This is a genomic window from Streptomyces sp. NPDC043908 (assembly GCF_056435525.1).
The window spans coordinates 510442-536465 of the sequence record NZ_JBWKEI010000003.1 but is presented as its reverse complement, the minus strand read 5'-3'; the positions used below and the strand labels follow the sequence as shown (position 1 = coordinate 536465).

Here is a 26024-nt window from a genome sequence, read left to right as displayed (position 1 = left end):
AGCACGGCTCCGCCGCGAGGTCCGGCACGCGCAGACCGGCAGACAGACGGAGCCGTTCGGGTCAACCGACTGTTCGGAGCCGGCTGCCCCTACCGCTGAGCCCGGGCGTCCACACGGCGTTCGGGGAGGCGCGTCCGGTTACGGGCACTCTCACCAGGTCTGCTTCTGTGTGACGCCGATGGGCGCCGCGGAATGCTACCGGGGCTCGGTCGGACGGATGGACTGTCGGTGGCGGAAGACGTTGCGGGGATCCCAGTGGGTCTTGGTGCGTTGTAGCCGTGCGTAGTTGTCCTGGTAGTAGAGGCGGTGCCAGGGCTGGTTGTCGGCCGGTGGGTTGAACGCGGGGTCGCTCAGATCGGCGTCGCAGTAGTTGATGTAGCAGCCGTCCGTGTTGTGCGTGGGCGAAGGCGCTGCCGGGTCCGGGACTGCGGGTACACCGCCCGTACTCGCGTACATGTCGCGGTAGAAGCTGCGAATCCAGTTCAGGTGGGGTGCGGCGATGCCCGGGTCCTCACGCGCGTCCTGGTAGTCGAAGACGCCGTCGTGGTTGGCGTCCTTGTTCCAGTTCCAGTAGGTCTGGAACTGGAGCTTGAGGACGGAGGACCGCTGGGGCACTGCTGTGGCGTCCGGTGGTACGTCGTTGATGCGGCCCCCGTAGGAGTCGATCTGGAGCAGTGCCTGGTCATTGTGGTAGTCCGACGTGGTGAGGTGGCGGTGGATGGCCTGCACCTGCTGGTCGGTGAAGTTCGCGGTGTGGTAGGCCGACTTGTACTTTCCGCACCGGTTGGGCCCGGAGTCGTTGAGGGTCTGGGTCGCGGTCAGCCAGGGCAGGCGGGTGGGAGTGTGCAGGGTGCTGAGCGGGGGGTGCTCCCCCATCTGGACGTCCAGGAGGGTCGGCGGGTAGTCGGCTTCGGGGGCCAGCCAGTCCAGGAACTGCTTCAGCCGCTGGGGTGAGTCCTCGCGCGTACCGTCCATCTGCACGATCAGACCGATCTTTCCGGCCGCGCGGTGGTTCAGTTTGAGGAGGGTGAACAGGTCCCGGTAGTCGTGCTGACCGCCCGGGAAGCCACCCGCGCCACTGTGTTCCGTGTCGAAGAACTGTCCGTAGCGCCGGACCAGTGAGGTGAACCGCTCAGGATGCTCCTCGAACAGCTTCCAGTCCCAGGCCAGGGTGCGCAGCAGCACCTGGGCCGGTGGCTGGGGCAGGTCGCGGAACCAGAATCGGGTCACGACGCCGAAGTTGCCGCCTCCGCCGCCGGTGTGTGCCCACCAGAGGTCCTGGAGCGCGGAGTTCGGGGAGTCCTTGCGCGCTACGGTCACGTGGGCGCGCGTGCGGTCGCGTACGGTGACGATCTCCACGGCGTACAGATAGTCGACGGTCAGCCCGTACTTGCGGGACAGTAACCCGAAGCCGCCGCCGGTGATGTGCCCGCCCGCGCCGACGGAATAGCAGGAGCCGCCCGGCAGGGCGAGTCCGTGACCGCGGTACAGCTGGGTGGTGCTGTGCCAGTTGCTCGCGCCGGCCTCGACGCAGTAGGCGTCCATGGAGGCGTCGTAGTACACCTGGTTCATGGAGGCCACGTCGATGATGACGGCGACATCATCGCCACAGACGAAGTCCTCGTAGCAGTGCCCTCCGGAGCGGACGGTGATCCGTCGCGGGGGCGTCTCGGTACCGGGGTGAGCCGCCAGCCACGCGTTCACCGCGGCCACCACGTCCTCCGTGTTCGTGGCGACCACCACGCGCTCCGGTGTGGCGACCCACCGCTGGTTGAAGCCGCGGCGCAGGGCGTCGTAACGGTCGTCGCCCGGTTCAACCGTCTGGTGGGCGGGGGAGACAGGATGGGCAGGCGTGATGGACATGAGCGGATCCTCCGCGGTAGTGACCGGCGCCGGTCACACCACGTTAGTGAGACATCGGATGTCCCCTGCTCCGCCATTCGAGCGATGGCGGCGGTGTGAAGGGGTACGGCCGGACGTCGACGAGCGCCGGTACGCCGCGGGGCTCAGCGCGCACTACCTCGCAGATCGCGGCCCTCCGCCATACGACGAGGCGACGAGGCGACGAGGCCACGAGCTAGCCTCTGCGGCCCGTCGCGGAGGCGAAGCCCAGCCAGGTGTGGCGGTTGCCCCACCAGCACCAGCCGACCTTCGCGGCGTTGCGTCGCTCGCGCCCGTCGCGCCCGGTGCCGTTGCTGATCCAGATCGCGGGGGTGCGGGCGTCCAGGGCGCCGTTTGCCTTACGGAGGCGGGATCCGATGGTCATGAAGCACCGGTTGCGTTCAAGGACTTCCGGCTGTTGGAGCACCCAGTGGATGCCTTCGGTGAGCAACAGCGGGGTACGGTTCGCTTCGGTGAGGGCGGGCAGCGCCTCCTCCGGGCTCCAGTTGGCCATGTGGTCACCGCGGTCGACGCCAGCGATCAGGTAGAGGGGAGCGTCGGGCAACTCGACAGTATTGGGCGCGAATTGGTCGACGTCCGGCATGTCGGTGACGACGAAGCCGGGCTTGCCCTCACGGCGCAGCAGCGGTGCCAGGGCCGAGGCGGGGGCGAGGTCCGGGTGGACGGCCAGCAGGGCGTGGGCGTGGGCGTGAGCGTGGCTGTCTGTGCGATCAGCGTCCTGGGCGAAGGCGCGCAGGGAGTCGGCGGGCATCCCCGCGAGCTGATGCACTCCGAGGTCGATCAGGTGCTCGGCTTGAGTGGCGAGCGGCGGCAGAGTCGGCAGAGAGGACACGGCGGCGATGGACGAGCTCTCGGGCAAGGCACTCCTTCGATTCACGGCGGGCGCAGCAGACCAAGGATCCAACGAAGCAGCCCCCCGCAGAATTCCCGGCATCCGCCACGTCGGCAAAGGACCGGGTTCCCGGGACGTGACACCTCGTACCACAGCGCCTCACACGCGTTGAGTGCCCGCGCTGTTGCGCCGACCGATGCGTGGCATGGAGACCTCGCCGACTCCGCCCGTCCCTACGCCGACGGAGGCCGGCAAGTACTGGTCATGTAGTTCCGCGCCACGCCCTTGCGCTCAACGGGAGGTGAGCATTCCGTCGCGCAGACGGGCGAGCGTGCGGGACAGGAGCCGGGAGACGTGCATCTGGGACACGCCCAGGCGCTCGCCGATCTGGGCCTGGGTGAGCTCCTCCACGAACCTCATGTGAATGATCTGCCGGTCCCGCTTGCCGAGTTCGGCGAGCAGCGGGGCGAGGGTGTGGAAGTCCTCCACCAGTTCCAGCGCCTGGTCCTCGGCACCGATGAAGTCCTGGAGGGCGCTCTCGCCGTCCTCGCTGCCGCCGATCGCGGCGTCCAGAGAAGCGGAGTTGTAGCCGTTGGCGGCCAGACGGGCCTCCCGCACCTCTTCCTCGGGCAGGCTCATCAGCTCCGACAGTTCCCGGACCGTGGGCGTACGCCCCAGACGGCTGCGCAGCTCCTCGGTGGCGCGGGCGAGCTGGACGCGCGCTTCCTGGAGCCGGCGTGGCACGTGCACCGCCCAGGACGTGTCGCGGAAGAACCGCTTGATCTCCCCCACGATGTAGGGGATCGCGAAGGAGGTGAACTCCACCTCGCGCGTCAGCTCGAAGCGGTCGATCGCCTTGATCAGGCCGATCATGCCGACCTGGACGATGTCCTCCATCTCCTCCGCGCCGCGGCTGCGGAACCGGCCGGCCGCGTAACGGACAAGGGACATGTTCAATTCGATCAGGGTGCTGCGGGCGTAGCTGTACTCGGGCGTGCCCTCTTCCAGGACCGCGAGCTGATCGAAGAACAGTCTGGAGAGCTCGCGCGCGTCCTTGGGCGCCACCCGGGAGGGTTCGGCGATCTCCGGCAGCTCGGTCGTCTGCGTGTCTGCTGTCGGAATGCTCATGAGCGCCATACTGTCCCTCCCATAGGTCGAGCCAACCGCCACTACTGCCTGCACAAACGGCCGACGCCGCAGCGTTTACCCCTTCATCCCGCGCTCACACCCATGTCGCAGAGGACTGGGGCCGCCACCCGCAACCAGAGCGTCCTACTGCTCGGTCAGCCCGGGAGGTAGCAGCGAATGGTGGTCCCGTCGGGACCGGTGTGGACGCGGACGAGGTCGGCGAGTTGGTGGACGAGCAGGAGTCCACGGCCGCCGGGCTGGGTGGGGTGCGGCGGGCGGCGGCCGGCCAGGGGGTCCGTCAGCTGTCCGCCGTCGTGGACCTCGCAGACGATCCGGCCGTCCTCGGCCCACATCCGCAGTATCCCCGAACCGGCGCCGTGGACAACGCTGTTGGTGGTCAGTTCCGCCACCGCGAGTTCCAGATCTCCCAGCCGCACGCCGGACACGCCCATGGACCGCGCCTGGGACACCGCGAAGTCCCGGGTGTTGGGCAGGCTTTCGGCACCGAAAGAGCAGGCCGCGGCGCCGACCGGGAAGACCAGGGGCTCGTTGTAGCGGGCGATGATCTGCTCGGGGCTGTAGGCGGTGGAGGCCGTCTCGCCGTCCGCGTCGATGACGACCGGGTGGGTCGCCAGAGCGTCACTGAGGACCTGCTTCTCCAGCTGGTCGGCGTCGTAGGGACACAGGATGGTGACCGCGCGCCCCGTGAAAGCGGCGTTGATCAATGCCTCGTGTTGCACACACGCCGGATATTCGACGGAGGAACGACCCTGCCAGATCGGTTCCCCGATGATGCGGATCCGCGAGGCGTCCGTGTGGGCGTCGGCGAACCTGCGCAGCACGCTGGGGATGATCCGGCCGGGGTTGCGGCCGGCCTCGGTCATGTCGATGAAGCGGACGGCAGCCGCCCGCTCACCCAGACCCTCACGGATCAGCTCCAGCCGGTCCGGCGGAGCGGCGACGGCCGCGGGCTCGCCGGCGTCCAGCGCTTCCCGCAGGAAGGGGACCGTGCCCGCGACGTACTGGTCCGCCCCGCGGTAGAAGAGCGCCGGGTGGACGAAAGGCTCGTGCGAGGTGGCTGTGCTCACTACGCAGCCACCTCGATCGCGTCGAGCTCGGGCCAGAAAAGCTCAAGGATGCGCGGCAGCTGCGGCGGCGGCTGGTGCAGCACCATCCGCTGCCCCTCAGGGAGGTGCTGAGCGGTAACCGCCAAGTCCGTCACTCCGGCCACATCCACGAAATTCACTCGGGAGAGATCCACATGCAGCACATCAGTGCGCTGTTCGACCAGTTCCCTCAGCGCATGCTGCCAAACGGTCCGTGTGTTCATACTAATCTCCCCGATCGCCCTCAGTCCGGAACTGTCAGGCAACGGATTGATTCGCAGTACCGCGCCACGTGGCGGCGCGACGGAGGACCCGCCTACGCCCGGTGGGACATCCACGCCCTGCCCCCCTCGTTCCCCGCACTCGGCCACACGGCGGCCCCTTTTCATCACCTTGCACGATACCCCGGCCAGGAACCCGCGGACGCCCGGTCCCCCGCCAGGCAAAGGAACACGGCCTGCGGCCCCCTCCGGTCCAGGTGGCCGCCGCCGCTCCTCGCACCTCTGTGCGAGCTCCCGGTCGCCTGGGCATTCCGCCCGCGACACCACTCCGCCTGCGTACCGGGTCCGGGCCTCGCCGCGAGCGGGCCGTCTCACCGCGTTGGGAGCCCGGGAAGCGGGGCAGACGGGGGCCATGGATGATCATGAAATAGCCGCGCACGGGGGAGCCAGGCACATATGACCGCGCCACTGGACCGACAGGCAACGACGAGCAGGCGGGCCTTCAGCCTCCGCCAGACCGTACTGGCCTTCGCGCTGCTCGCCCTCCTTCTGTGGGGGGCCGCGCTCACGGCGAAGACCCTCGCCCAGGCGGCCGGCGGCGGGCCTTCGGGCGCAGGCGTGGCCATGGTGGTGTGCGCGTCCGTGGCCCTCTTCGGGATGCGCCGGTCCCGCCGCCGACGCCTGACGGACCGCCTTGTCGACGCGGCCGACGCGATCAGCCAGGAGTTCACGGAGACCCCTCAGCCGGCAGGTCCCGCAGGTCCGACAGATCTGACAGTTCCGACAGGTGCGACAGCTCCGCAGGCGGATCCGGAGATCACTGCCCCGTACACGTACGAGGCGGACACGCTGGCCGCCGAGACCGTGGCCTTCACCGCGGAGGAGTACGGCGCGATGGACGCGGACACCTTCGAGCAGGCGATAGCCGCCCTGTGCGAGCGCGACGGCTGCACGAACGTGCAGGTCGTCGGCGGTGCGGGCGACCTGGGAGCGGACGTGCTCGCGACCGCCCCCGACGGCCGCACAGTGGTCATCCAGTGCAAGCGGTACGGGCCCGTGAACAAGGTGGGATCGCAGGAACTCCAGCGCTTCGGCGGCACCTGCTTCGCCGTCCACGAAGCCCAGGTCGCCGCCGTCGTCACCACGGGTGAGTTCACGCAGCCCGCCGTCGAGTACGCCGAGCAGTGCGCGATCCTCTGCGTGGACCACACGCGCCTCGCCGCCTGGACCGACGGCACCGGCCCGGCACCCTGGAACGAGGTCGCGCCCTGAGCGCCACGGGGACAACTCGCATCGACGGCTCCGGGAACCGTTTCCCGGGATCCTGCGTGACGACGTGATGGGTAGTCGGCGGATGGAATGAGGGAGGGTTCGGATGAGAGCGCGAACGATGGTGAGCGTGGCGGTATCGGCGTGCGTGGCGGTGCTGGCGTGCGCGTGCGGTCCGGAGAAGACGAAGGAGGACGGGGACGCGAAGCCTTCGCAGCCGTCCGCGTCCACGCGGACGGCAGAGCCGCCGGTCACGCCGTCCGCGTCCGCTCGTACCGGGAAGCCCTCCCCCACCCCGACCGGTGAGCAGCCCGCGCCCAAGACGAAGGAGCGGGCGATCCAGCGGTACGAGTCGTACCTCCACGCCCTGGGCCGCGAGGACATCCACACCGTCTGCGAAGTGGCCGGGCCCGGCGCGAAGAAGGCGGAGGAGAAGGGATTCGGACCGTGTACGTCGACGTTCGTCGCCGTGTTCCAGATGATCTCCCCCGCGCAGAAGAAGGCCCTGCGAACCGCGACGGTCGACCCGCAGCGCGTGACCGTACGTACGCTCGACCGGATCGTGATGCCGCTCGAAGCGGTCAGGTCCTCGGCCACCTTCTCCGAGAGCGACCTCGGCAGCTACACCCTGGAGTACCTCAAGAACGACTACTACATCATCGACGGATCGTGACGCTTCAGGACGCCGCAGCGACACCGATGCCGATGACGATGAACAGCCAGCCCGTCGTCAGCTCCCAGCGGTGGCGGATCTTGGGGCGGGCCAGGAGCGCGCGGAGCCGCGCGGCGACGGCGACGAGGGCGAACCAGTAGGCGACGCCGATCAGGATGTCCAGGGTGCCGAGGAGGAAGACGAGGTAGGCGGCGCCCAGCAGCTTGATGGCGTCGTAGACCACCGGGGAGCGGGCGGCGATCAGCGACAGCCCGGCAGCGGCGGCGATCATGTGGATGCACAGCCCGGCCTGGGCGCCCAACGCGGCGGCCCGTCCTTTGCCGGGCGACTCGGTGGCCGATCGGACCACCACGAGGAAGTCGGGGCCCGGGACCACGTAGGCCACCAATACGACGCCGAGGAAGCCGACGAGGTCGACCGACATCCGCTCTCCCTTTCGTTGGCCTTGGGACCTGCTCGCCTACCCCCGATGGCGTCCCTCAAGAGAGCGGCCCTGGAGGGGAGCACGCGTGCCTGGGCGGCGCACCAGAGCCGGGTGACACGGGAAGGGACGGGGTCCCACCCGATCCGGCACGTTCCTTCCCGCGCTGGGGTGGCGAACACGAAGCGGCGCCCCTGTGAGCCCACAATGCCCCCATGAACGCGGATCTCCTGCCGGAATCAACGCTGCGTGATGTCGTCGATCTGACCGTGCGGCTTGTCGAGTTCGCCGGTGCTCTGATCATCTTCGCCGGTGCGGCCTGGGCATTCGTCCAGTTCATCGGCTACGGCGCGGGCAGGCTGCGCAACTGGAAGGCGTCCTCGGGCACCGCCTTCGGCTTCAATCGGATCAGGCTGACCCTGGGCCGTTTCCTGGCGCTCGGCCTTGAGTTCCAGCTCGCCGGGGACATCCTGCGCACAGCCATCGCGCCCTCCTTCACGGAGATCGGGCAACTGGCCGCGATCGCCGCGATCCGGACCGTACTGAACTACGTCCTCGGCAGGGAGATCGAGCAGGAGCGGCGGGAGATCGACCGGCTCTCCCCTCAGCACGGTGCCCCGGCTCCGGGACCCGCCTCATGACCGGGTTGCTGGCGCAGGCCGCCGTCCTGATCACGACGTTCGGTCTGATCAGCGCCGTCTGCGTCGGCCTTCGGATCCGCAGGGTACAGCCCGGCGTTGCGGTGCTGACGGACTTCCTCGTCGCCGCCGGCCTCATCCGCCTCGCGGGCCGGCCGTCCTGGGCGTCCCTCGCCACCGCCTCGGCCGTCATCGGCGTACGCCTGCTCATCAACTCCGGTCTGAAAGCGTGGCCGAAGCGGCAACGCTCGACCTGAGACCCCCCTTCAGAAGGTAAAGGCTTAACTCAAGCCGAAAGGAAAGTGTGCCCACCTTCTTGACCGATGCATGACCGGCGGGCATGGTTCCGGAGAGCGCTCTCCCAACTCCTTCTCTCCCGTCAACTCGCGGCCCGAGGGGGCGAGTTCGCGCCGCGCGCCCCACAGGACCGTGGCCATCCCGCCTCCGGACCACGCCTGGCCCAGCGCGCTGTTCACGACCGTTCACCACCGAGCGGCCACGCATCCCGCCCCCACTCACGGAGCCGCCATGCGGGCAGTCCCAGACGTCACATCTGCTACCAGGCGACGACCAGGCGACCCGATCCGTCAGGAGCAACCGTGCCCAGACCCTCGTCCCCACTCCCCCGCGTGCGCGGTGCCGGGACCACCCTCCTCGCACTCGGCGCACTCCTCTCCTCCTCCCTCACCGTCGCCCTCGCGCCGAGCGCGCACGCGGCGGACACCCTCCTGTCCCAGGGCCGACCCGCCACGGCCTCCTCGCAGGAAGGGGACGGCTACGCGGCCACCGCAGCGGTGGACGGCAACCTGACCAGCACCCGGTGGGCCAGCCAGTGGAGCGACCAGCAGTGGCTCCAGGTCGACCTGGGGCAGCAGGCCGACCTCCGTCGCATCGTCCTGACCTGGGAGAGCGCCTACGGCAAGGACTACGCGATCCAGGCGTCCGACAACGGCACCGACTGGCACACCCTGAAAACCGTGACCGGCGGCGACGGCGGCACCGACGACCTCACCGTGTCAGGCAGCGGCCGTTACGTCCGTATGCAGGGCATCGCCCGCTCCGGCGGCTACGGGTACTCGCTGTGGGAGATGCAGGTCTACGGCTCTCCCGGCGGCTCCACCCCGCCCGCCACGGGGACCGTCAAGGTCGAGGGCGGCCAGGGCAGTTGGCGGCTGACCGTGGGCGGACAGCCCTATACCGTCAAGGGGGTCACCTGGGGCCCCGCCGTCTCCGACGGCCCGGCCTACTTGCCGGATGTCAGGGCGATGGGCGCCAACACCATCCGCACCTGGGGCACCGACGCTTCCAGCAAGGCCCTCCTGGACGCGGCCACGGCCAACGGCATCCACGTGATCAACGGCTTCTGGCTCCAGCCGGGCGGCGGGCCGGGCTCGGGCGGCTGCGTCAATTACGTGACCGACACCGCGTACAAGAACAACGCGCTCGGCGAGTTCGCCAAGTGGGTGGACGCCTACAAGAGCCATCCCGCCACGCTGATGTGGAACGTCGGCAACGAGTCGGTCCTCGGCCTCCAGAACTGCTACAGCGGCAACGAGCTCGAAGCGCAGCGCAACGCCTACACCGGCTTCGTCAACGACGTCGCCAAGAAGATCCACAGCCTCGACCCCGACCACCCGGTCACCTCCACCGACGCGTGGACCGGCGCCTGGCCCTACTACAAGCGCAACGCCCCCGACCTCGATCTGTACGCGATGAACTCCTACAGCAACGTGTGCAAGGTCCGCCAGGACTGGATCGACGGGGGGTACACCAAGCCCTACATCATCACCGAGACCGGTCCGGCCGGTGAGTGGGAGGTACCCGACGACGTCAACGGTGTTCCCGACGAGCCGACGGACGTGCAGAAGGCGGACGGGTACACCAAGGCCTGGAGCTGTGTGACGGGCCATCAGGGCGTCGCCCTGGGCGCCACCCTGTTCCACTACGGCACCGAGCACGACTTCGGCGGCATCTGGTTCAACCTCGTACCCGGTGGGCTGAAGCGGCTGTCGTACTACGCCGTCAAGAAGGCGTACACCGGCTCCACGGCCGCGGACAACACCCCGCCGGTCCTCAGCAACATGACGGTCTCCCCCGCCTCCTCCGCGCCCGCAGGCGGCGAGTTCACCGTGCACACCGAGGTGCGCGACCCCGACGGCGACCCGATCACGTACAAGGTCTTCCTCAGCGGCAACTACGCCACCGGCGACAAGAGCCTCGTCCCGGCGCAGTGGCGCTCCACCGGCAACGGGAACTTCACCGTCACCGCCCCGCAGAAGCTCGGCGTGTGGAAGGTGTACGTCCAGGCCGAGGACGGGCACGGCAACGCGGGCATCGAGGCCAAGTCCGTCAGGGTCGTCGCCCCGCCGGTGAACGGCACCAACGTGGCGTTGAACCGGCCCGCGACGGCCTCCTCCTTCCAGCAGTCCTACGGCGACTGCCCCTGCCCGCCGACGCTCGCTGTCGACGGCCGCGCCAACACCCGCTGGGCGAGCGACTGGAGCGACCCGCAGTGGTTCCAGGTCGACCTCGGTGCCTCGAAGGCCCTGCGCAGACTGCAACTGGTGTGGGACCCGGCCTTCGCCAAGTCCTACGAGGTGCGTGTCTCGGACGACGGGACCACCTGGCGGTCGGTGTACTCCACGGCCGCCGGTGACGGAGACGTCGACACCGTCGACGTCTCGGCCACCGCGCGCTACGTACGTCTTCAGCTGACGGCACGCGGCACGGGCTGGGGCTACTCCCTCCACGAGCTGGGGATCTACAGCTGACCGCAGTACCGCTCAAGACGGTGGCGCATCCCGCAGAACAGGTGTCACCGCCCCCGCACCACCGATCGCACCACCCGCGTGACACGTACGCGTGTGCGCGGCCCTCTTCCCACCCCCACGGGCAGGAGATCCCATGAGATCGCGTCCGAAACGACTCCCCGCGCTCCTCGTCGGCGCCGCCCTCCTCGCCAGTGCCCTCGGCATCGGCACGGTCGCCTCCGCCGCCACCGACGGCCAAGGCGAAACGGCGGCCGTGACCGCGGTCGCCCCCGCCGGGCACACGATGGCCGTGTCCACCCAGGCGTCCGGCGATGACCCGGACGGCGACGGCTACATACCTGCCGTTCCGCAGGTCACCGGCGTCGTCCCGTCCACGGCCACACCACCCTCGCGCTACTTCCACGAGTTCCAGGCCAACTGCTCGGTCACCCACACCGCCCCGGACGACCCCATCGTCTACCCGGGCCAGCCGGGCAAGTCCCACGACCACACCTTCATGGGCAACACCTCGACGAACGCGGGCAGCACGACGGCTTCCCTCTACGGCGGCGCCACCACCTGCAAGGCTCCGGCCGATGCCTCCGCGTACTGGATGCCCTCGCTGTACAAGGGCGACCAGAAGATCCTTCCCGTCGGCCCGCAGACCATCTACTACAAGGCGGGCGTCACCGACTACACCAGCGTGCGCCCCTTCCCCAAGGGGCTGCGGTTCGTGGTGGGTGATCCCATGCAGAGCGCCGACGCGTTCCGCCACCACCGCGGTTTCGTCGAAGGGTGGGAGTGCGGCGACAGCTACTTCAACGTCGACTTCCCGGCGAGCTGTCCGAACCGGCCCGACGTGCAGCTCAACATCCGCTTCCAGGCCCCCAGTTGCTGGGACGGCAAGTACCTCGACACTCCCGACCACAAGAGCCACATGGCCTACCCGGTCGTCAAACCCGGCACCAACGACAACATGTGTCCCGCCGACCATCCGGTCGCGGTGCCGATGATCGAGTTCAAGATGGCCTTCCCGGTCAACGGCGACATGAGCCAGGTGCGCCTGGCGAGCGGCCGCGGATACTCCTTCCACTACGACTTCTTCAACGCCTGGGAGGACCGCACACTCAAGGCGCTGGTCGACCACTGCGTCGTGGGCGGCCTTCAGTGCGACGCCCGCGGCTACGACCAGACGCATCCGGAGGCGGGCGCGACCCTCACCACGGACTACCTGCTGCCCTGACCGGCGCTCCGCCCGGTGCGGCCCGGCCCTTTCCGCCCACGCCCCGGCGGGAAGGGCCCGGGCCGAGCGGAAGGGCCCGGCCGAGCGAAGGCGTGCGTGTGCGAGGTCCGCCTCTCCTACTCAGGCGTCATCTGCCGGGCGGCGACCGTCAGCGTCGAGCCGGCGCAGATCCTCCTCGTCCCACTTCCGTGTGTCGCGCGGCTCGGTGTAGGGCTCCTGGTGCGGTGGCAGACCACCGGCGATCGCCCGCTGCCGTACGATCTCGGCGTCGAACTCCAGGCCGAGCAGGATCGCCAGGTTGCTGATCCACAGCCAGATGAGGAAGACGATGACACCGGCCATGGTGCCGTACGTCTTGTTGTACGAGGAGAAGTGGGCGACGTACAACGCGAAACCGGCCGAGGCGATCATCCAGATGACCAGGGCGAGGAAGCTGCCCGGGGTGATCCACCGGAATCCCTTCACCTTGGCGTTCGGAGCGGCCCAGTACAGCAGCGCGATCATGGTCGTGACCAGCAGGACCAGGACGGGCCACTTGGCGATCGACCACGCCGTCAGCGCGGTGTCACCGATCCCCAGGGCCGTGCCGGCCCGGCGGGCCAGTGTGCCGGTGAAGACGACGATCAGGGCGCTGACGACCGCGAGCACCATCAGGGCCACCGTCAGCCCGACCCGTACGGGCAGGATCTTCCACACCGGGCGGCCCTCCGGCATGTCGTACACGCGGTTGGACGCGCGGATGAAGGCTGCCACATACCCCGAGGCCGACCACACCGCCAGGATGATGCCGACGACCGCCATGACCGATCCGAGACCGGTGTTGTTCTGCAACTGCGTGACGGCCCCGGTGATGATGTCGCGGGCGGAGCCCGGGGTGAACTGCTGAAGGTGGTCCAGCACACTGTCGGTCGTGGATTTGCCGGTGAGGCCGAACAGCGACACCAGCACCAGCAACGCCGGGAACAGCGACAACAGGCCGTAGTACGTCAGGGCGGCGGCCCGGTCCGTCAGCTCGTCGTCCTTGAACTCCCGCAGGCTGCCCTTGAGCGCTGCCCCCCACGCCGTCTTCGGCAACTGCGTGGGTGTATCCGGTGCGCGCCGCTCCACCCCGGGGCCGGGGCCGGCCTCCTCGGGAGGCGGTACCCCGCGTTCCGGTGCCTCGTCGGTTCCGTGGTGTTCTTTGCGTCTCAGGAGATGCAGGTTCATGCCCGGCGAGTACCCCTGCGCGACCATTGCATCAGAACACCGAGGTATCAGGTTCCGACGGACTTCCCGCCGCCGGCGGCCGGAGCCTGAGGGTGTTCAGCCCGTCACGGACGGTCGGGGTACGGTTGGGGGCCGGCCGGGTCAGGTCGAAGAGTGAGCCGAGGTCGCGGTCGATGACCGGAGAGGCCGTGCCGGGCCGGGGCGGCTGTCTTGTTCTCGATCTTCACGGAGAGGGAAGCCGGGGACGGACATCGCCTTGTATCCCGACAGGGGAAAAGCGGTGTTTCCCAGAAGTGGACTCCCCGGACAACAGAGCTGATATTTCGCGTGCACCCACCGGCTCAGCGCCACCTCGGCACTGCGCTGCTCGGTTGAGCTGAAGCGTCAACCCTGGGGTTGACGACACCCGTTCCGGCCGACGGTAGCGTCGAGCGATGCGCACGAGGTTCGCGATGCCCGGCGGCACCTGGCCAGTCCGTCGTCGGCAGCAGATATTCGACGTCGCACTCGCCGCCGTGATCGCCGCGAGTGGCTGCGTCGCCGGGCACGAATACCACCCCGACGGCTGGGCCCTCTTCGACGGTCGCGCCTACCTGCTCAGCTGCCTGGTAGCCCTCCCCATCGTCTGGCGACGGGCAGCCCCGATGGCCACCGTGGCCGCCACCTGCATGACGTACTCCCTGTACCTGGCTCTCGGATACCAGCCCTCGGTGAACTGGTGGGCACCGATGATCGCCCTGGTCAGCCTCACAGCGCGGCGGTCCCTGCGGACCTCGGCGCTGGGCGCCGTACTCACCGCCGGCGCCGTGCTGCACAGCGGCATCGCCGGTCATCTCTCCGTGTTCATGGCCGCCGCCCAGGCCCTGCTCATCTCCCTCGTCGCTGTCTTCCTGGGCCGTACCCAGCGGCTGCTGGCCGAACGCAACCGCGAACTCAGACGGCTCACCGAGCAGTTGCGGAGAGAGCAGCGGGAACGGGCCCGACGGGCCGTCGTCGACGAACGCATGCGTATCGCGCGGGAGCTGCACGACGTGGTCGCCCACCACATGTCGGTGATCACCGTCCAGGCCGGACTCGCCGGGTATGTCTTCGCCACTGAGCCCGAGACCGCCCGTACCGCATTGGACAACATCGCGGGAGCGGGCCGCGAGGCGCTGGCGGACCTGCGCAGGCTCCTGTCCGTGCTCCGGGTCGACATCGACGAAGACGACGTCCCCGACCCGCAGCAGACCTGGGGGCCCGCGCTCAGCAGACTCGACGAACTGGCCGAACGTGTCAGAGCGGCCGGCGTCGACGTGACGGTCCACACCGAAGGACACCCCGGCCCACTGCCTCCAGGGCTGGAGATGTGCGCCTACCGGATCGTGCAGGAGGCACTCACCAATGTCGTCAAACACGCGGGCCCAACCCGGGCCGAGATCACGGTCAGCCATCTGCCGAACGAACTGCGTGTCACTGTGCGGGACGACGGTGGCAGTGCGGATCCGGCCACATCACCCCACGGATCCGGACACGGCCTGATCGGCATGCGCGAGAGGGCAAAGGCCTACGGAGGTACGCTGGTTGCCGGAGCGCGGCGCGCAGGGGGATTCGAGGTCCGGCTCACCCTGCCGACCAACGCCGGGCATCCGGCAACGGAGACTGCTTGACCGCGGTGGACATCAGGGGGAGCCCGCTGTGACCAGAGTTCTGGTGGTCGATGACCAAGACCTCATCAGGGCGGGTCTGGCGGCCATCCTGCGCGCCACCCCGGGCTTCACCTCCGTCTGGGAGACCGCGGACGGCGAGACGGCCGTGGCCCTGGCGATGGAACACCGCCCCGACGTGATCCTGATGGACATCCGCCTGCCGGGCATCAACGGCATCACGACGACCGAGCGCATCCTGGCCCAGTACACCTCCCCCACCCCCAAGATCATCGTCCTCACGACCTTCGACACGGACGAGTACGTCTACGGTGCCCTGCGCGCCGGAGCGTGCGGCTTCCTCCTCAAGGACATCCCCCCGGCCCGCCTCATCGCCGCCATCGCCGCGATCCGCTCCGGCGACATGCTCTTCGCCCCCTCCGTCACGCGCCGCCTGATCGAGGCCTACGCACCGCAGCCGAGCGGGACGGCCCACCGGCCCGAGAGCCTGCACCAGCTCACCGCACGCGAGACGGAAGTACTGCGGCTTGTCGGCCAGGGACTGGCCAACGACGAGATCGCCCAGGAGCTCTACGTCAGCGAGGCGACCGTCAAGACCCATATCAACCGCACCATGGCCAAGCTCGATCTGCGCAGCCGCGCCCAAGCCGTCGTCACCGCCTATGAAACCGGCCTCGTCGTGCCGCGCGGCACGCGCTAGGAGCGGAGCGTCACCCGGCACCCGGCACCCCGCCTCCGGCGCCCGGCACCCGGTGGCCGGTGGCCAATGCCGGCCGCCCGCTCAGCCGGTCGTCGTCCAGTCGGGCCACGGGCCGCCAGAGAGGCAGTCCTGCCAGGAGTGGCAGCCCTGGTCGACGTAGACGACGATGCAACGGCGTGGATCACCGGCCCCGTTCGGGCCCAGCATGTTGGCCGCGCGGCCGTTGCCCGGCATCTCCTTCCAGCCGCCCGCAGCCTTCCCGGCGTACCGGATGGTCCGGTCCGGCGCGATGACGACGACCTCGTCGGTGCGGCCGTCCCGGTCCCAGTCGAAGCCGCTGGGTTCGGTGCCGGATTCGTAGGATCCCCGGTAACCCCCGCCTCTGATGGGCCTCCTGCAACTCGCCGCGGACAGGGCGCCCTCTTGGTGCGCGATCGCCGAGCTGACCGCCTCGGCCGACAGAGACGTGCCCGTCAGACCTGCCAGAGCCACCGCCATACCGAGAGCGGCCTGTGTGATGACGTGCATCGGCTCTCCGTTTCTGTGTGAGCGGACCGGTTTGCGTGGGGGTGAGCGCTACGGTTTTTACGTGAGTGGTCGTCCCGCGCGGATACCGCGGCGAGCCCCAGCAGGACTCGCGGCGGGCGGACCGCGCCATCCGGCGCACGTCACCAAGGTTGCTGGCCATTCCGGGGCGGGGCCAGCCAAGCCCGTCCCCTTGGGACACCGTGGGACGTCCCGGGCGTTGAGCTGGGAGGACGCCCGGCAGAACTCGGCACGGCTGGGACGTACGCCCGAGCGGCGACTGGCCGAAAGAGAGGAAATGACACCTTGGCCACGCCCATGGCATGTGCGCAAGGTGTACCTAGCGGAGAAAAAGAAATGGAAAGCCTCGGGGATCCTTGACACATACGGAGTGCAGCATGCCGCGTTGGCAGGAATTGCCGGATCCGCTTGACCAGAGGGTCCGGCAACTCGTCGTCCAGTTACGCAGGTTGAAGGATCGCAGCGGTCTGAGCCTGGCCGCTCTCTCCTCCAAGACCGGATACAGCCGCTCGTCGTGGGAACGCTATCTCAACGGCAAGGCGCTGCCGCCGCGGCACGCGGTGGAGGAGCTGGCTCGGGTCGCGGGGGCGGATCCGGTCCGGCTGCTGGTGCTGCACGAGGTGGCCGAGGAGGCCTGGCAGCAGCCCTCCGCACCGCCGTCGTCGCCCGCGACGGAGGATGCGACCGGGCCGGGAGCAGAGGACGAGGCCGCCGCCGCCGCCGGCTCGGGCGCGGTCGAGGGCACTCCGGAGCCGAGGGAGGACCCCAGCGCCCCGGAGGAGCCGCTCTCGGCAGCGCGGCCTCGCGGTGTGCGCAGAGTCGTCGCCCTTGCCGCCGTGGTGGCGGCCGCGCTCTTCGGGCTGGGCGCGGGCATGCTGATCGGCCAGTCCTGGAGCGACGACGACGGCGACGGCGGGCGCGACGAGGCTCCGGTGGCAGCGGGGAAGCCCACCCCGCGCCCGAGCGGCAACAGTCCCACGACCACCGCCCAGGGACCCGGCCGGTACGTCTTCACGCCGGGCAAGTCCTACCCCTGCAACGTCCACCGGACGAACGCGGCTGGCGCGGAACTGGTCGCCGGGTACAGCACCACACGTACCGCCGTCCTCGCCGGCCCTGGCTGGGACGTCGTCGAGGCCCAGTGCCTGCTGAGCTATCGCAAGATGGATCCGGGCATCGTCGACGGCGTCTACGGACAGCAGACCATCGCGGCCGTGATCCGCCTCCAGAAGAGCGCCGGACTGCCGGCGGACGGCGTCGTCGGCCCGCACACCTGGAAGGCGCTGCGGGGATGACCGCTCCCGCACCGGAGTGCGTGGCCCTGGCCGAGGGGCTCCGCGAGATGAGGGCGCGTACGGGCCTGAGCCTGGCCGCTCTGGCCGAACGCACCACGTACAGCAAGTCGTCGTGGGAACGCTATCTCAACGGCAAGGTTCCCGTGCCCCGCCAGGCCATCGAGGCGCTGTGCGCGATGGCGGGAGAGCCCGCCGGACGCCTGCTCGCGCTCTGGGAGCTGGCGGACGCCGAATGGAGCGGCCGCGCCCGCCAGACCCGCCCCGCTGCCCCATCGCCCCCAGGGTTCTCGCCCCCCCCAACGGCCGCGGTGGGCACCACGAATGTCCCCGGCCGGACTCGCCGTCCATGGGTGTTCGTCGCCGGCGCGGCCCTGGCCGCAGTGGCCGTCGCCACGATGCTGGCGGCGACGACCGTGCGGGGCCACAGCGCCGGACAACCGGCGGTCCTGACATCCCCCGTCCTGGACCCCGCTCCCGGTTGCCACGGGAAGACGTGTGACGGCAAGGACCCGACAGACATGTTCTGCGGCGCACTGCCCGGCCGCGCCGACTCGCTCGGGGCGCAGCACCTCACCCGGACCGGTACGCGAGTGGAGATCCGGTACAGCCCGGTGTGCGCTGCCGCCTGGGGCCGGCTCTGGCACGCGAAGGTCGGGGACGCGATCGAGATCTCGGCACCCGGCACCCGCACGCAACGCGTTGTCATCAGCAACCCGGCGGACGCGAGCTCCTATCACTACACCGCGATGGTCGGCGGCCCGGACCGTGCCGGGTTACGGCTGTGCTTCACAGCGAAGGACGGGACGGGCCGGGAATGCTTCGGCCCCTGAAGGGGCCACCATCCACCGTCCTGACCCAATCAGTGGCTACAGCGGGTTTGCGTCACGCCTCTCATGGGACGGGAGACGTGTGGAGGAGACGACCGCGCCCCGGCCGGAACGGGAGAACGAGGCGCGACAACACGTACGTATCAAGGCGCCACGGCCTTACTGCACCCCGCGTGCGACCGGCGGTGCGAGGGGCTCGGGTGACTCGGCGGCGCCGCGTGCGTTGAACCACGCATGACGACCACGACAATCCGGCGCAGGCCCGTCATCGGCGCGCAGCGCAGCGGCACAACGGTCCCCCTGCCCGAGCTGGAGCCGATCTTCACCGAACTCGTCCGCCTGTGGGAGAGAACCGGTCGTCTCGTGCCCGGCCGCCACGACGAGGAATGGGCGATCCTCACCCGCCCGTATCCCTGGGCGAGGTATCCCCAGCGGTGAGCGGGCCGGACCGGCAGGAGGGAGGCCTCAACGCTCCGACCGGAGCGCTGAGGCCTCGTGTTCTGCGGGAGTAGAACAAGCTGTTCAACGAGACCCCGCTGCAACCGTTGCGCGTTCATCAGTCCGGCCCTGCCGCCGTTCCCCGCACGGCTCGCCGGGCCCGTACCACCACCCGCCACACCATGTACGCGGCGACGGCGCCCCCTGCGAACGGCGCCGCGGCCCCCAGAGCCATCAACAGCCATCGCATAGCGGTGACGAAGGCATGCCAGCCGCCCCCGACGGCGTCCAGGACACCTGGCCCGCCGCCGTCGGCCTCCTGGTCGGGCAGCGGCGCCGTGAGTCCCATGGTGATCGTGGCGAGGCCTATGCGGTCCTTCAAGGAGGCCTGCCGCGCCAGAAGCGCGTCCAAGTCGGCCTGTCGACGGCTCAGTTCACCTTCCAGAGCGACGATGTCACTCAGCTTCCCCGCCCCGTCCATCAGTGCGCGTACCCGCGTGACACTCGAACGCTGGGTGGCGATGCGACTCTCCGCATCCACCACCTGATCGGTGACATCCTGCACCTTGGCCTTGCGGCTGACCACTTTGCCGACGCCCGACAGACGCGCGAGGACGCTGTCGTACTTCGCCTCCGGGACCCGCAGCACGACGTGCGAGACGACACGACCGTGTGCGTCCCGGTTGGTGGTCTCATCACCCACATACCCGTCCGCCTCGTGAACGGCCGCCCGGGCGGCGGCGAGCGCCTGCGCGACGTCGGGCACCACGAGCGTGAGTTCGGCGGTGCGGATCACCTGGGGGGCCTGCGACAGCGACGGTTTGACGTGCGACTTGTGGGGCCCGGTATCCCCGGGCCGCGACGCCGGATCGCCGACCGCGCCCCCCTGCGCCGCAACGGTGGCATTTCTCCCTCCCTCGTCTTCCGATTTCGCGTCAGCGGAGCCACCCGCGCCGCAACCGGCAAGGGCCAGTGAAGCAGCCAGAAGAACGGACCCCACCGTCCCGACTGGCCGGTGCCAGACCCTCTGTCGTACCTGCATGTCGACTCCCGGGGGAAGGATGGGCGGTCTGTGTACTCGCTGAACGGACCGTGCGGCGGAGTGAAGAGGAGGATTCCAGCACCACGCTGAGAGGGTCCTGAAGCTTCCTGAGGATCCTTCAGGAACCGTCGAGCGCCGCGTGAAGTACGGCATCGTGGAAGCCATGCGGATACTGGTGGTGGAAGACGACCAGCGACTGGCCGAGTTACTGCGCCGGGGACTCTCCGGGGACGGATTCGCCGTTGATGTGGCCCATGACGGGCTGAGGGGCTGGAGTTGGCCCTCACGAGTGAGTACGACGTGATCGTGCTCGATGTCCTGCTGCCCGGCCTCAACGGGTTCCGGCTCTGCGCCCGGCTACGGGAGGCCGACGTATGGACCCCCGTGCTGATGCTCACCGCGAAGGACGGCGAGTACGACGAAGCCGAAGGGCTGGACACCGGCGCGGACGACTACGTCACCAAGCCCTTCTCCTACGTCGCCCTCGTCGCCCGGCTGCGCGCCCTGATCAGGCGCGGGCAGCGTGAACGCCCGGCCGCCATCGACATCGGCGATCTCCATATCGACCCCGCGGCCCGCCGCTGCAACCGCGGAGAACACGACCTCGGCCTCACCGCACGGGAGTTCGCGGTCCTGGAATTCCTCGCCCGCCGCCATGGCGAGACCGTCACCAAGACCGAGGTCCTCGAACACGTGTGGGACCAGGCGTTCGACGGTGACGTCAATATCGTCGAGGTGTACGTATGCGCCCTCCGCCGCAAGATCGACGCCCCGTTCGGCCGCCACACCATCCACACCGTTCGCGGCGTCGGCTACCGCGTCGAGCAGGACAGGACCACGGCATGACGGGTCTCTTCGTGTCGCGCCTGCTCCACCCCACCACCGCACGTGCCCGCCTGACCCGGCGGGCCGCCACGATCGCCGCCCTCGGCACCCTCGCGGTGCTGTCGATGCTCGCCGTACTGCTCGCCACGGGAAACAGCGTCAGCAGTGACATGGGCGGAACAAGAGCCACGGACCCGGGGACGGTGAAGTTGTGCCGACGCCTGGGGCTGATTCCCCCCGACAGCGCGCGGCCGAATCCCACGGTGTCCGGGTGGGTGTGGCTGACCGCCCTCGCCGGGGTGACCGCGGTCGTCGCGGTGACGTCCTGGTTCGTCCTTGGCAGCGTGCTGCGGCCCGTGGAGGCTGCCCGCAACCGCTTCGCCCAGCTCGCCCCGGAGGCTTCCCGGCGCCGCGTCCCCCTGCCCCGGCACGACGACGAGATCGCCGGCCTCGTCCAGACGATGAACACCGGCCTCGGCCGCCTCCAAGCCACCGTCGAGCAGCAGCGCAGGTTCGTCGCCGACGCCTCCCACGAACTGCGCAGCCCCCTCGCGGCCCTCCAGGCCGAACTCGAGATCGCCCTGACCAGGCCCGACCGCGCCGACTGGCCCGAGGTGGTGCGCGCCGCGCTGGGGGACACCCGCCGCCTTCAGCGCCTCACCGAGGACCTGCTGCTCCTGGCCCGGCTCGACCTCGACAAGCCCGTCGAGCGTCACCGTATGGAGATCGTGGACCTGACCGACCTGGTCCGGGAGGAAGCCGCCCGCCACCGGCCCGCCCCGAACCTCGCCCTCCACCTGGAGGTCCCGGAGGCCTCCCTGCCGGTCCGCGGCCACCCTGCCCTGCTCGCCCAGGTCCTCGGCAACCTCCTCGACAACGCCGAGCGCCATGCGACCAGCAGCATCACCGTCCGCCTGAGCCACGAGCCCGAAGAGCGACAGGCCGTCCTGGAGGTCCTGGACGACGGCCCGGGCATGCCGCCCGCCGACCACGCGCGCGTGTTCGAACGCTTCACCCGCCTCGACTCCGCCCGCACGCGTCAGACCGGCGGCACCGGCCTCGGCCTCGCCATCGCCCGCCGCATCACCACGCTCCACCACGGCACGCTCACCATCGCACCCACCGACCGCGGAGCCCGCCTCACCGCTCGCCTCCCCGCCTCCGTGGGGATCACAGAACGCCTTCCGCACGCCACGGAGAACGGATGACGCGGCATCCTCCCCACCGACTGGTTCGCGCCGTACGGGCTGAACCTGAGGGAGACCTTGAATGTCTCCACTTCTCCATGCCGCAAGGGCAGAACAGGCAATTCGGGCATCGCGTCGCAGAGGGATCTCCTGCGGCGGAGCGCTGAGCACCGCGGCCAGATGGCGCAGGGCGGTGCGCGTTTTCGCTAAGGTGCCTGCTCGACGAAGCCAGGGAAGACCGAGCTCGGGCGCGGTGCGCCCGGACCCGCCGCAGAGGGAGAGAGGCGCATGGAAGACGCGATCGAGACCGTGCTGGAGAAGGCCCTGGCGATCGAGGGCGCCACCGGGGTGGCCGTGGTCGACTTCCACCAGCGCCGCGTCCTGGGCTCCCTGGACAGGGGGAGCGGCCTTGACATGGACAAGGTCGCCTACGGCGACAGCGACGTCATGCGCGCCAAGCTCTACACCCTGGAACTCCTCGGGTACGCACCCGACAGCGTCGAGGACATCCTCATCACTCTCCGGAGTGAACTTCACATGATCCGTCCTCTCCCCCGACTGCGTGAAGACGGACTCTTCATTTACCTCGTCCTCCAACGCGACCAGACGCCGCCCCTGGACGACATCCGTCGGCAGCTGCACGCCCTGGAACCTCTGCTGGAGCTTTAGCCACCCCGTATGCAGGGGTACGTATGTGCGCCCCTGCACACGGGGGGGCTACGGCGGGCTCGGCCGCGCGGGCCGGAGCGGACTGGAGCAGCTCAGACGCGCGTCCTGGCCGCGGCCAGGGCTTCCTTGACCTCTCGCACCACGCGGGCGGCGTCCTCGTGGTTCTTCACCACATTGGTGTTGTTCATGTCGATGACCAGGACGTCGCTGGCCGCGTAGTGCTGGTGCACCCAGTCGTCGTACCCGGACCACAGCGTCCGGTAGTACTCGACGAGGTGCTCGTCCTGCTCGAAATCGCGGCCTCGCAGCCCGATGCGGCGCAATACCGTCTCGAAGTCGGCCTTGAGGTAGACCATGAGATCGGGTGCCTTGCGGTACGGCAGGCCCTCGATTTCGCGCATCATCTCGGCGAGCAGCCCCTCGTACACCTGCATTTCGAGGGAGCTGATCCGGCCCAGATCGTGATTGACCTTCGCGAAATACCAGTCCTCGTAAATGGACCGGTCCAGGACGTTGTCGCCCTGCTTGTACGCCTCCTTGATCGACGCGAATCGCGTCTGGAGGAAGTAGAGCTGAAGCAGGAAGGGGTAGCGCTTGGCCTGGATCTCCTCGGGGCTCGCCGTGTAGAACAGCGGCAGGATCGGATTGTCTTCCACGCTTTCGTAGAAGACGTTGCTGCCCAGCTCCTTGGCGAGCAGCTCGGCAACGCTCGTCTTGCCGATCCCGATCATGCCTCCGACGCAGATCACTGCCATACCTCACTTCTCCCCGGGGGGTCCTCTGCCCGCGGGCGGATGCGCTGGGCGGCCCACGTCACCCAGAGACATGCCGACGGGGGCCACTCATTCTCTCGCCATGATCATGCTCAGCCGAACGCGGTCCCCGTCCAGGCCGAGGCGCCGACGCCGGCTGCGGTCCCCCACCGGTCGAGGACCAACCATTTCGGAGGGGTCACGCCCAAGCGACGAGCCCATCCCCTCTGCGGCTGTCCTGAAGCATAAACGGCTCTCCGCGCAACGGCCGCCAGAGCAGTGGGTAGCCTTCATCCTCATGACCCGCGCTTGGATCTTGCCGGTGCTCCTGCTGCTCTGCGGCTCCCTCGTCGCGACCAGGCTGATCTTCAGCGGGTCGCCCGGCGCCGCCGTGGCACTCCTCCTCGTGTTCGCGCTGCTCGCCGGGGCGAACTCGCCTCTGGTCTTCCCCACGTCGATCGATGAGCCGGAGGCACAGCGCCGCAGCCTGGCCGACGGTCGACCGGTCGTCTACTGGCGGCCGGGCTGCGCGTACTGTCTGCGCCTGCGCATCCGCTTGGGCTCCCGGGCCCGTCGACTGCATTGGGTCAACATCTGGCGTGACCCGGCCGGGGCGGCGGTGGTGAGGGCAGCCAACGACGGCAACGAGACCGTACCCACCGTCGTCGTCGCGGGCCGACCGCACACCAACCCCGATCCCGCTTGGGTGCGCGAACAACTCTCCCGTCACGTGTGAGGGAGCAGAGCGAAGCCGGCCGGGAAGCCGATGGTGGAGCGTTCTCGGTGCGCCCAGACGTATCCGCGCGAGGACGGGGTAGGGCACGGGAACGAGGCGGCGTGAGGCGTCGCCGCGACCGCAGGAGAAGGAGAGCCGATGACGTACCAACAGCCCTTGCCCGACCCCGAGTCGGCGGTGGAGGGTCCCACCGAGGCCGAGCACGCGGGGCGGGCGGCGGTACGTCGCCAGGCCCAGGGCATGACCCATCATGAGGCGGCCAAGGCGTTCCACCGGCTGGCCGCGCGCCCGGACAGCCCGGCGCCGGAGGACATCGGGGACCCGTCGGCCCAGCCGGACGGCGGGCGCCGGGCCGCCGAACTCGCCGAGTGGGAACGCATCGTGGACCAACTGGCCGTCCACGCGGGCACCTACGACGTCGAGCTGGACCCCTACGTACAGGGCGAACGCGCCGCTTCCGGCGAGTCGTAGGGGCGGCGCCCGGAGCGCAGCACGGGACCCCGTCGTCTGCATACGGCCACGGCGGGAGGCTCTGCTCTGATCCGCCGCCCTCTCCCCTCACCCTCCCCCGCGCGAGGTGATCCAGCTGCGGTCAGGGCGCACTTTCCCGCACGTAGGCGGGCGCAGGCTCCGGTGTCGCCATGGTTGTCAGTTCCTGCGCCACCGCGTCGGCGATCAGCCTGGAGGCGTCCGGGCGGAGGTGGCTCACCACGGTGAGCATGTAGGCGTCAGCGGTCTGGACGAGGGTGAGGTTCGCCGTGCCGGGTGAGGAGACCGCCGGCAGGGGGACGATGCCCGTCAGACGGCGAGTGTGCAGGTGGCACGGGTTGTCACGCCATTTGAACGCCGTACACACCGCTGTGGTGACATCGGGCCGAACCATGCGCTTGGCCAGCGCTGTCGTCATCCACGGCATCGCCCGTACCAGCCCATCCACGAAGGGAAGTACCACTGTGTGGGCCCGGCGACGGTTGGGCAGCGCCGCCATGAGGCCTTGGCACGCGTGCAGGCGTCCGGCTGGGGAGTCGATACCGACGGGCAGTTGGACACGGATGGCGGTGATGAAGTTGCCGAGTTTCTGTGCCTCGTGCCGACTCCGTAGGTCCACGGGGACCGTCGCGTAGAGAGCGACAGGCCCTTGGGGCCACGACGTGGAGGCGGTGCTGTAGCAGGCGGGGAGAGCGCCCGCCACGGCACCAAGAAGCAGTTCGTTCAGGGTTGCTCCACGTCCGTCGGCCGGGCGGCGGCGGGCGGAGCGCATCACGTCCGGGTCGAGTCGGGCGACAGCGACGGAGGGACGGAGGTCTCCGGGGACTACCGGCAAGGACTGGCCCAAGACGTTGTTGTCGCGGAACTCCCTGAACAGCGCGGCGGGGCGCACGCGCTGGCGCGGTGTCTCGGGGAGCCTCGCCAACGGCCCGCTTCGGGCGAGCGGGGAGTCGTCCATCAGCAGACGCAGGAGAGTTTCCAGGGAACTGCCGTCGAGGAGCGCGTGGTGGGCCAGCAGAACCAGGGCGTGTTCGTCGGGGGAAACGGATTTCGGGAGCAGAAGCTGCCACAGGGGCCGGTCAGTCGGCAGCCGTTGGCTGACTGCCGTGGTCAGGAGCGGCTGGAGTTCCTGTTCGGACGCGGTGACATGGAACGCGGGGTCGAACGGTTCCCCCGTAGCCCAACGGTGGCTCGACAGGGCGGCCGGCCCACGGGGAGGCAGCAGAAGCCGACGCATCCGCTCCAGGTCTCCCCAACGCTCGCTGACGCGAGTCCGGAGCCCGGCCAGGTCGAAGGGGTCGCCGGTGAAGACCGCGGCAACACCGATCGTGCCGGGCAACCCACTGCGCACATAGGCTTCGTCGACCCCGGACAGCCCCGACACCCGTGACACTCGTGACAGCCGTGACACCCGTGACGGCCTTGACGACCCCGGCAACCCCGACAGCCCCATGTGTACGCCCCTTCTCACTCTCTATCGACG

Annotated in this window: 26 protein-coding genes and 1 pseudogene; 16 read left to right on the top strand and 11 right to left on the bottom strand. The window is 69.4% G+C overall.

The window, feature by feature from the left end:
* Nucleotides 1–195: 195 nt before the first annotated feature.
* From AC069K_RS10540 to AC069K_RS10520, 5 genes are all read right to left on the bottom strand, one after another.
* Nucleotides 196–1863, bottom strand: coding sequence for an FAD-binding oxidoreductase (locus AC069K_RS10540; RefSeq protein ID WP_478614388.1), 1668 nt, complete (start codon nt 1861–1863; stop codon nt 196–198).
* A 214-nt stretch (nt 1864–2077) separates the two neighbouring features.
* On the bottom strand, nt 2078–2761 hold the full coding sequence (locus tag AC069K_RS10535; RefSeq protein ID WP_478614385.1) for a DUF5701 family protein: 684 nt from the start codon (nt 2759–2761) through the stop codon (nt 2078–2080).
* Nucleotides 2762–3025: 264 nt separating this feature from the next.
* Nucleotides 3026–3862, bottom strand: coding sequence for an RNA polymerase sigma factor SigF (locus tag AC069K_RS10530; RefSeq protein ID WP_478614382.1), 837 nt, complete (start codon nt 3860–3862; stop codon nt 3026–3028).
* 155 nt (nt 3863–4017) lie between these two features.
* Entirely contained in the window at nt 4018–4950 is a 933-nt protein-coding gene (locus AC069K_RS10525; protein WP_478614379.1) for an anti-sigma factor RsbA family regulatory protein, read from the bottom strand.
* Nucleotides 4950–5357 (bottom strand): STAS domain-containing protein, encoded by a 408-nt coding sequence (locus AC069K_RS10520; RefSeq protein ID WP_365105547.1) that lies wholly within the window; start codon nt 5355–5357, stop codon nt 4950–4952. Before AC069K_RS10520 ends, AC069K_RS10525 begins: the two co-directional genes overlap by 1 nt.
* Before the next feature lie 288 nt (nt 5358–5645).
* Here AC069K_RS10520 and AC069K_RS10515 point away from each other — a divergent pair, with 288 nt between their 5' ends.
* Nucleotides 5646–6461 (top strand): restriction endonuclease, encoded by an 816-nt coding sequence (locus tag AC069K_RS10515; protein ID WP_478614376.1) that lies wholly within the window; start codon nt 5646–5648, stop codon nt 6459–6461.
* 103 nt (nt 6462–6564) lie between these two features.
* Complete coding sequence (locus AC069K_RS10510; RefSeq protein ID WP_365105541.1) at nt 6565–7131, top strand: hypothetical protein; 567 nt, start codon at nt 6565–6567, stop codon at nt 7129–7131.
* Nucleotides 7132–7135: 4 nt separating this feature from the next.
* Here AC069K_RS10510 and AC069K_RS10505 read toward each other — a convergent pair whose 3' ends face one another.
* On the bottom strand, nt 7136–7555 hold the full coding sequence (locus AC069K_RS10505; protein WP_478614373.1) for a LysE family transporter: 420 nt from the start codon (nt 7553–7555) through the stop codon (nt 7136–7138).
* Nucleotides 7556–7767: 212 nt separating this feature from the next.
* Between AC069K_RS10505 and AC069K_RS10500 the strand changes: the two genes are divergently transcribed.
* The 4 genes from AC069K_RS10500 to AC069K_RS10485 all read left to right on the top strand — a co-directional run bounded on the left by AC069K_RS10500 (nt 7768) and on the right by AC069K_RS10485 (nt 12183).
* Nucleotides 7768–8193 carry a DUF1622 domain-containing protein gene (locus AC069K_RS10500; RefSeq protein ID WP_365105535.1) on the top strand — a complete coding sequence of 142 codons (426 nt, stop codon included), beginning with the start codon at nt 7768–7770 and terminating at the stop codon, nt 8191–8193.
* A complete protein-coding gene (locus AC069K_RS10495) occupies nt 8190–8447 on the top strand; it encodes a hypothetical protein (RefSeq protein ID WP_365105532.1) in 258 nt (85 codons plus the stop codon). The genes AC069K_RS10500 and AC069K_RS10495 overlap by 4 nt, the downstream gene beginning before the upstream one ends.
* 372 nt (nt 8448–8819) lie before the next feature.
* Nucleotides 8820–10961: a discoidin domain-containing protein gene (locus AC069K_RS10490; protein ID WP_478614370.1), complete on the top strand. Its 2142-nt coding sequence runs from the start codon at nt 8820–8822 to the stop codon at nt 10959–10961.
* Nucleotides 10962–11094: 133 nt separating this feature from the next.
* Nucleotides 11095–12183: a DUF1996 domain-containing protein gene (locus AC069K_RS10485; RefSeq protein ID WP_478614367.1), complete on the top strand. Its 1089-nt coding sequence runs from the start codon at nt 11095–11097 to the stop codon at nt 12181–12183.
* Between the two features lie 120 nt (nt 12184–12303).
* Here the strand turns inward: AC069K_RS10485 and AC069K_RS10480 are convergent, their stop codons facing one another.
* The gene (locus tag AC069K_RS10480) at nt 12304–13389 is read right to left on the bottom strand and encodes a YihY/virulence factor BrkB family protein (protein WP_478614364.1); all 1086 of its coding nucleotides are present in this window, start codon (nt 13387–13389) and stop codon (nt 12304–12306) included.
* 434 nt (nt 13390–13823) lie between these two features.
* Between AC069K_RS10480 and AC069K_RS10475 the strand changes: the two genes are divergently transcribed.
* The gene (locus AC069K_RS10475; protein WP_478614361.1) at nt 13824–15038 is read left to right on the top strand and encodes a sensor histidine kinase; all 1215 of its coding nucleotides are present in this window, start codon (nt 13824–13826) and stop codon (nt 15036–15038) included.
* Nucleotides 15039–15066: 28 nt separating this feature from the next.
* Nucleotides 15067–15735 carry a response regulator gene (locus AC069K_RS10470; RefSeq protein WP_478614358.1) on the top strand — a complete coding sequence of 223 codons (669 nt, stop codon included), beginning with the start codon at nt 15067–15069 and terminating at the stop codon, nt 15733–15735.
* Nucleotides 15736–15816: 81 nt separating this feature from the next.
* On the opposite strand, the gene AC069K_RS10465 is transcribed toward AC069K_RS10470, so the two are convergent.
* Complete coding sequence (locus tag AC069K_RS10465) at nt 15817–16263, bottom strand: hypothetical protein (RefSeq protein ID WP_478614355.1); 447 nt, start codon at nt 16261–16263, stop codon at nt 15817–15819.
* A 467-nt stretch (nt 16264–16730) separates the two neighbouring features.
* Between AC069K_RS10465 and AC069K_RS10460 the strand changes: the two genes are divergently transcribed.
* The 3 genes from AC069K_RS10460 (at nt 16731) to AC069K_RS10450 (ending at nt 18841) form a co-directional block, all read left to right on the top strand.
* Nucleotides 16731–17576, top strand: coding sequence for a peptidoglycan-binding protein (locus AC069K_RS10460; RefSeq protein ID WP_478614352.1), 846 nt, complete (start codon nt 16731–16733; stop codon nt 17574–17576).
* Entirely contained in the window at nt 17573–18406 is an 834-nt protein-coding gene (locus AC069K_RS10455) for a helix-turn-helix domain-containing protein (protein WP_478614349.1), read from the top strand. The genes AC069K_RS10460 and AC069K_RS10455 overlap by 4 nt, the downstream gene beginning before the upstream one ends.
* A gap of 231 nt (nt 18407–18637) precedes the next feature.
* Nucleotides 18638–18841: a hypothetical protein gene (locus tag AC069K_RS10450; RefSeq protein WP_478614346.1), complete on the top strand. Its 204-nt coding sequence runs from the start codon at nt 18638–18640 to the stop codon at nt 18839–18841.
* A 118-nt stretch (nt 18842–18959) separates the two neighbouring features.
* Here the strand turns inward: AC069K_RS10450 and AC069K_RS10445 are convergent, their stop codons facing one another.
* Nucleotides 18960–19883, bottom strand: a complete 924-nt coding sequence (locus AC069K_RS10445; RefSeq protein ID WP_478614343.1) for a DUF4349 domain-containing protein — start codon at nt 19881–19883, stop codon at nt 18960–18962.
* 163 nt (nt 19884–20046) lie between these two features.
* On the opposite strand from AC069K_RS10445, the pseudogene AC069K_RS10440 reads away from it, so the two are divergent.
* From AC069K_RS10440 to AC069K_RS10430, 3 genes and pseudogenes are all read left to right on the top strand, one after another.
* Nucleotides 20047–20729 (top strand): annotated as a pseudogene (locus tag AC069K_RS10440) (response regulator transcription factor).
* Nucleotides 20726–21916 (top strand): sensor histidine kinase, encoded by a 1191-nt coding sequence (locus AC069K_RS10435; protein ID WP_478614339.1) that lies wholly within the window; start codon nt 20726–20728, stop codon nt 21914–21916. Before AC069K_RS10440 ends, AC069K_RS10435 begins: the two are co-directional and overlap by 4 nt.
* Before the next feature lie 267 nt (nt 21917–22183).
* Nucleotides 22184–22564 carry a hypothetical protein gene (locus AC069K_RS10430; RefSeq protein WP_478614336.1) on the top strand — a complete coding sequence of 127 codons (381 nt, stop codon included), beginning with the start codon at nt 22184–22186 and terminating at the stop codon, nt 22562–22564.
* A 92-nt stretch (nt 22565–22656) separates the two neighbouring features.
* Here the strand turns inward: AC069K_RS10430 and AC069K_RS10425 are convergent, their stop codons facing one another.
* Nucleotides 22657–23319: a deoxynucleoside kinase gene (locus AC069K_RS10425; protein ID WP_478614333.1), complete on the bottom strand. Its 663-nt coding sequence runs from the start codon at nt 23317–23319 to the stop codon at nt 22657–22659.
* Between the two features lie 295 nt (nt 23320–23614).
* On the opposite strand from AC069K_RS10425, the gene AC069K_RS10420 reads away from it, so the two are divergent.
* Entirely contained in the window at nt 23615–24052 is a 438-nt protein-coding gene (locus AC069K_RS10420; RefSeq protein WP_478614331.1) for a glutaredoxin domain-containing protein, read from the top strand.
* A 138-nt stretch (nt 24053–24190) separates the two neighbouring features.
* Nucleotides 24191–24523 carry a hypothetical protein gene (locus AC069K_RS10415; protein ID WP_365105490.1) on the top strand — a complete coding sequence of 111 codons (333 nt, stop codon included), beginning with the start codon at nt 24191–24193 and terminating at the stop codon, nt 24521–24523.
* Nucleotides 24524–24644: 121 nt separating this feature from the next.
* Here AC069K_RS10415 and AC069K_RS10410 read toward each other — a convergent pair whose 3' ends face one another.
* Nucleotides 24645–25925, bottom strand: coding sequence for a wax ester/triacylglycerol synthase domain-containing protein (locus AC069K_RS10410; RefSeq protein ID WP_478614328.1), 1281 nt, complete (start codon nt 25923–25925; stop codon nt 24645–24647).
* Nucleotides 25926–26024: the final 99 nt, after the last annotated feature.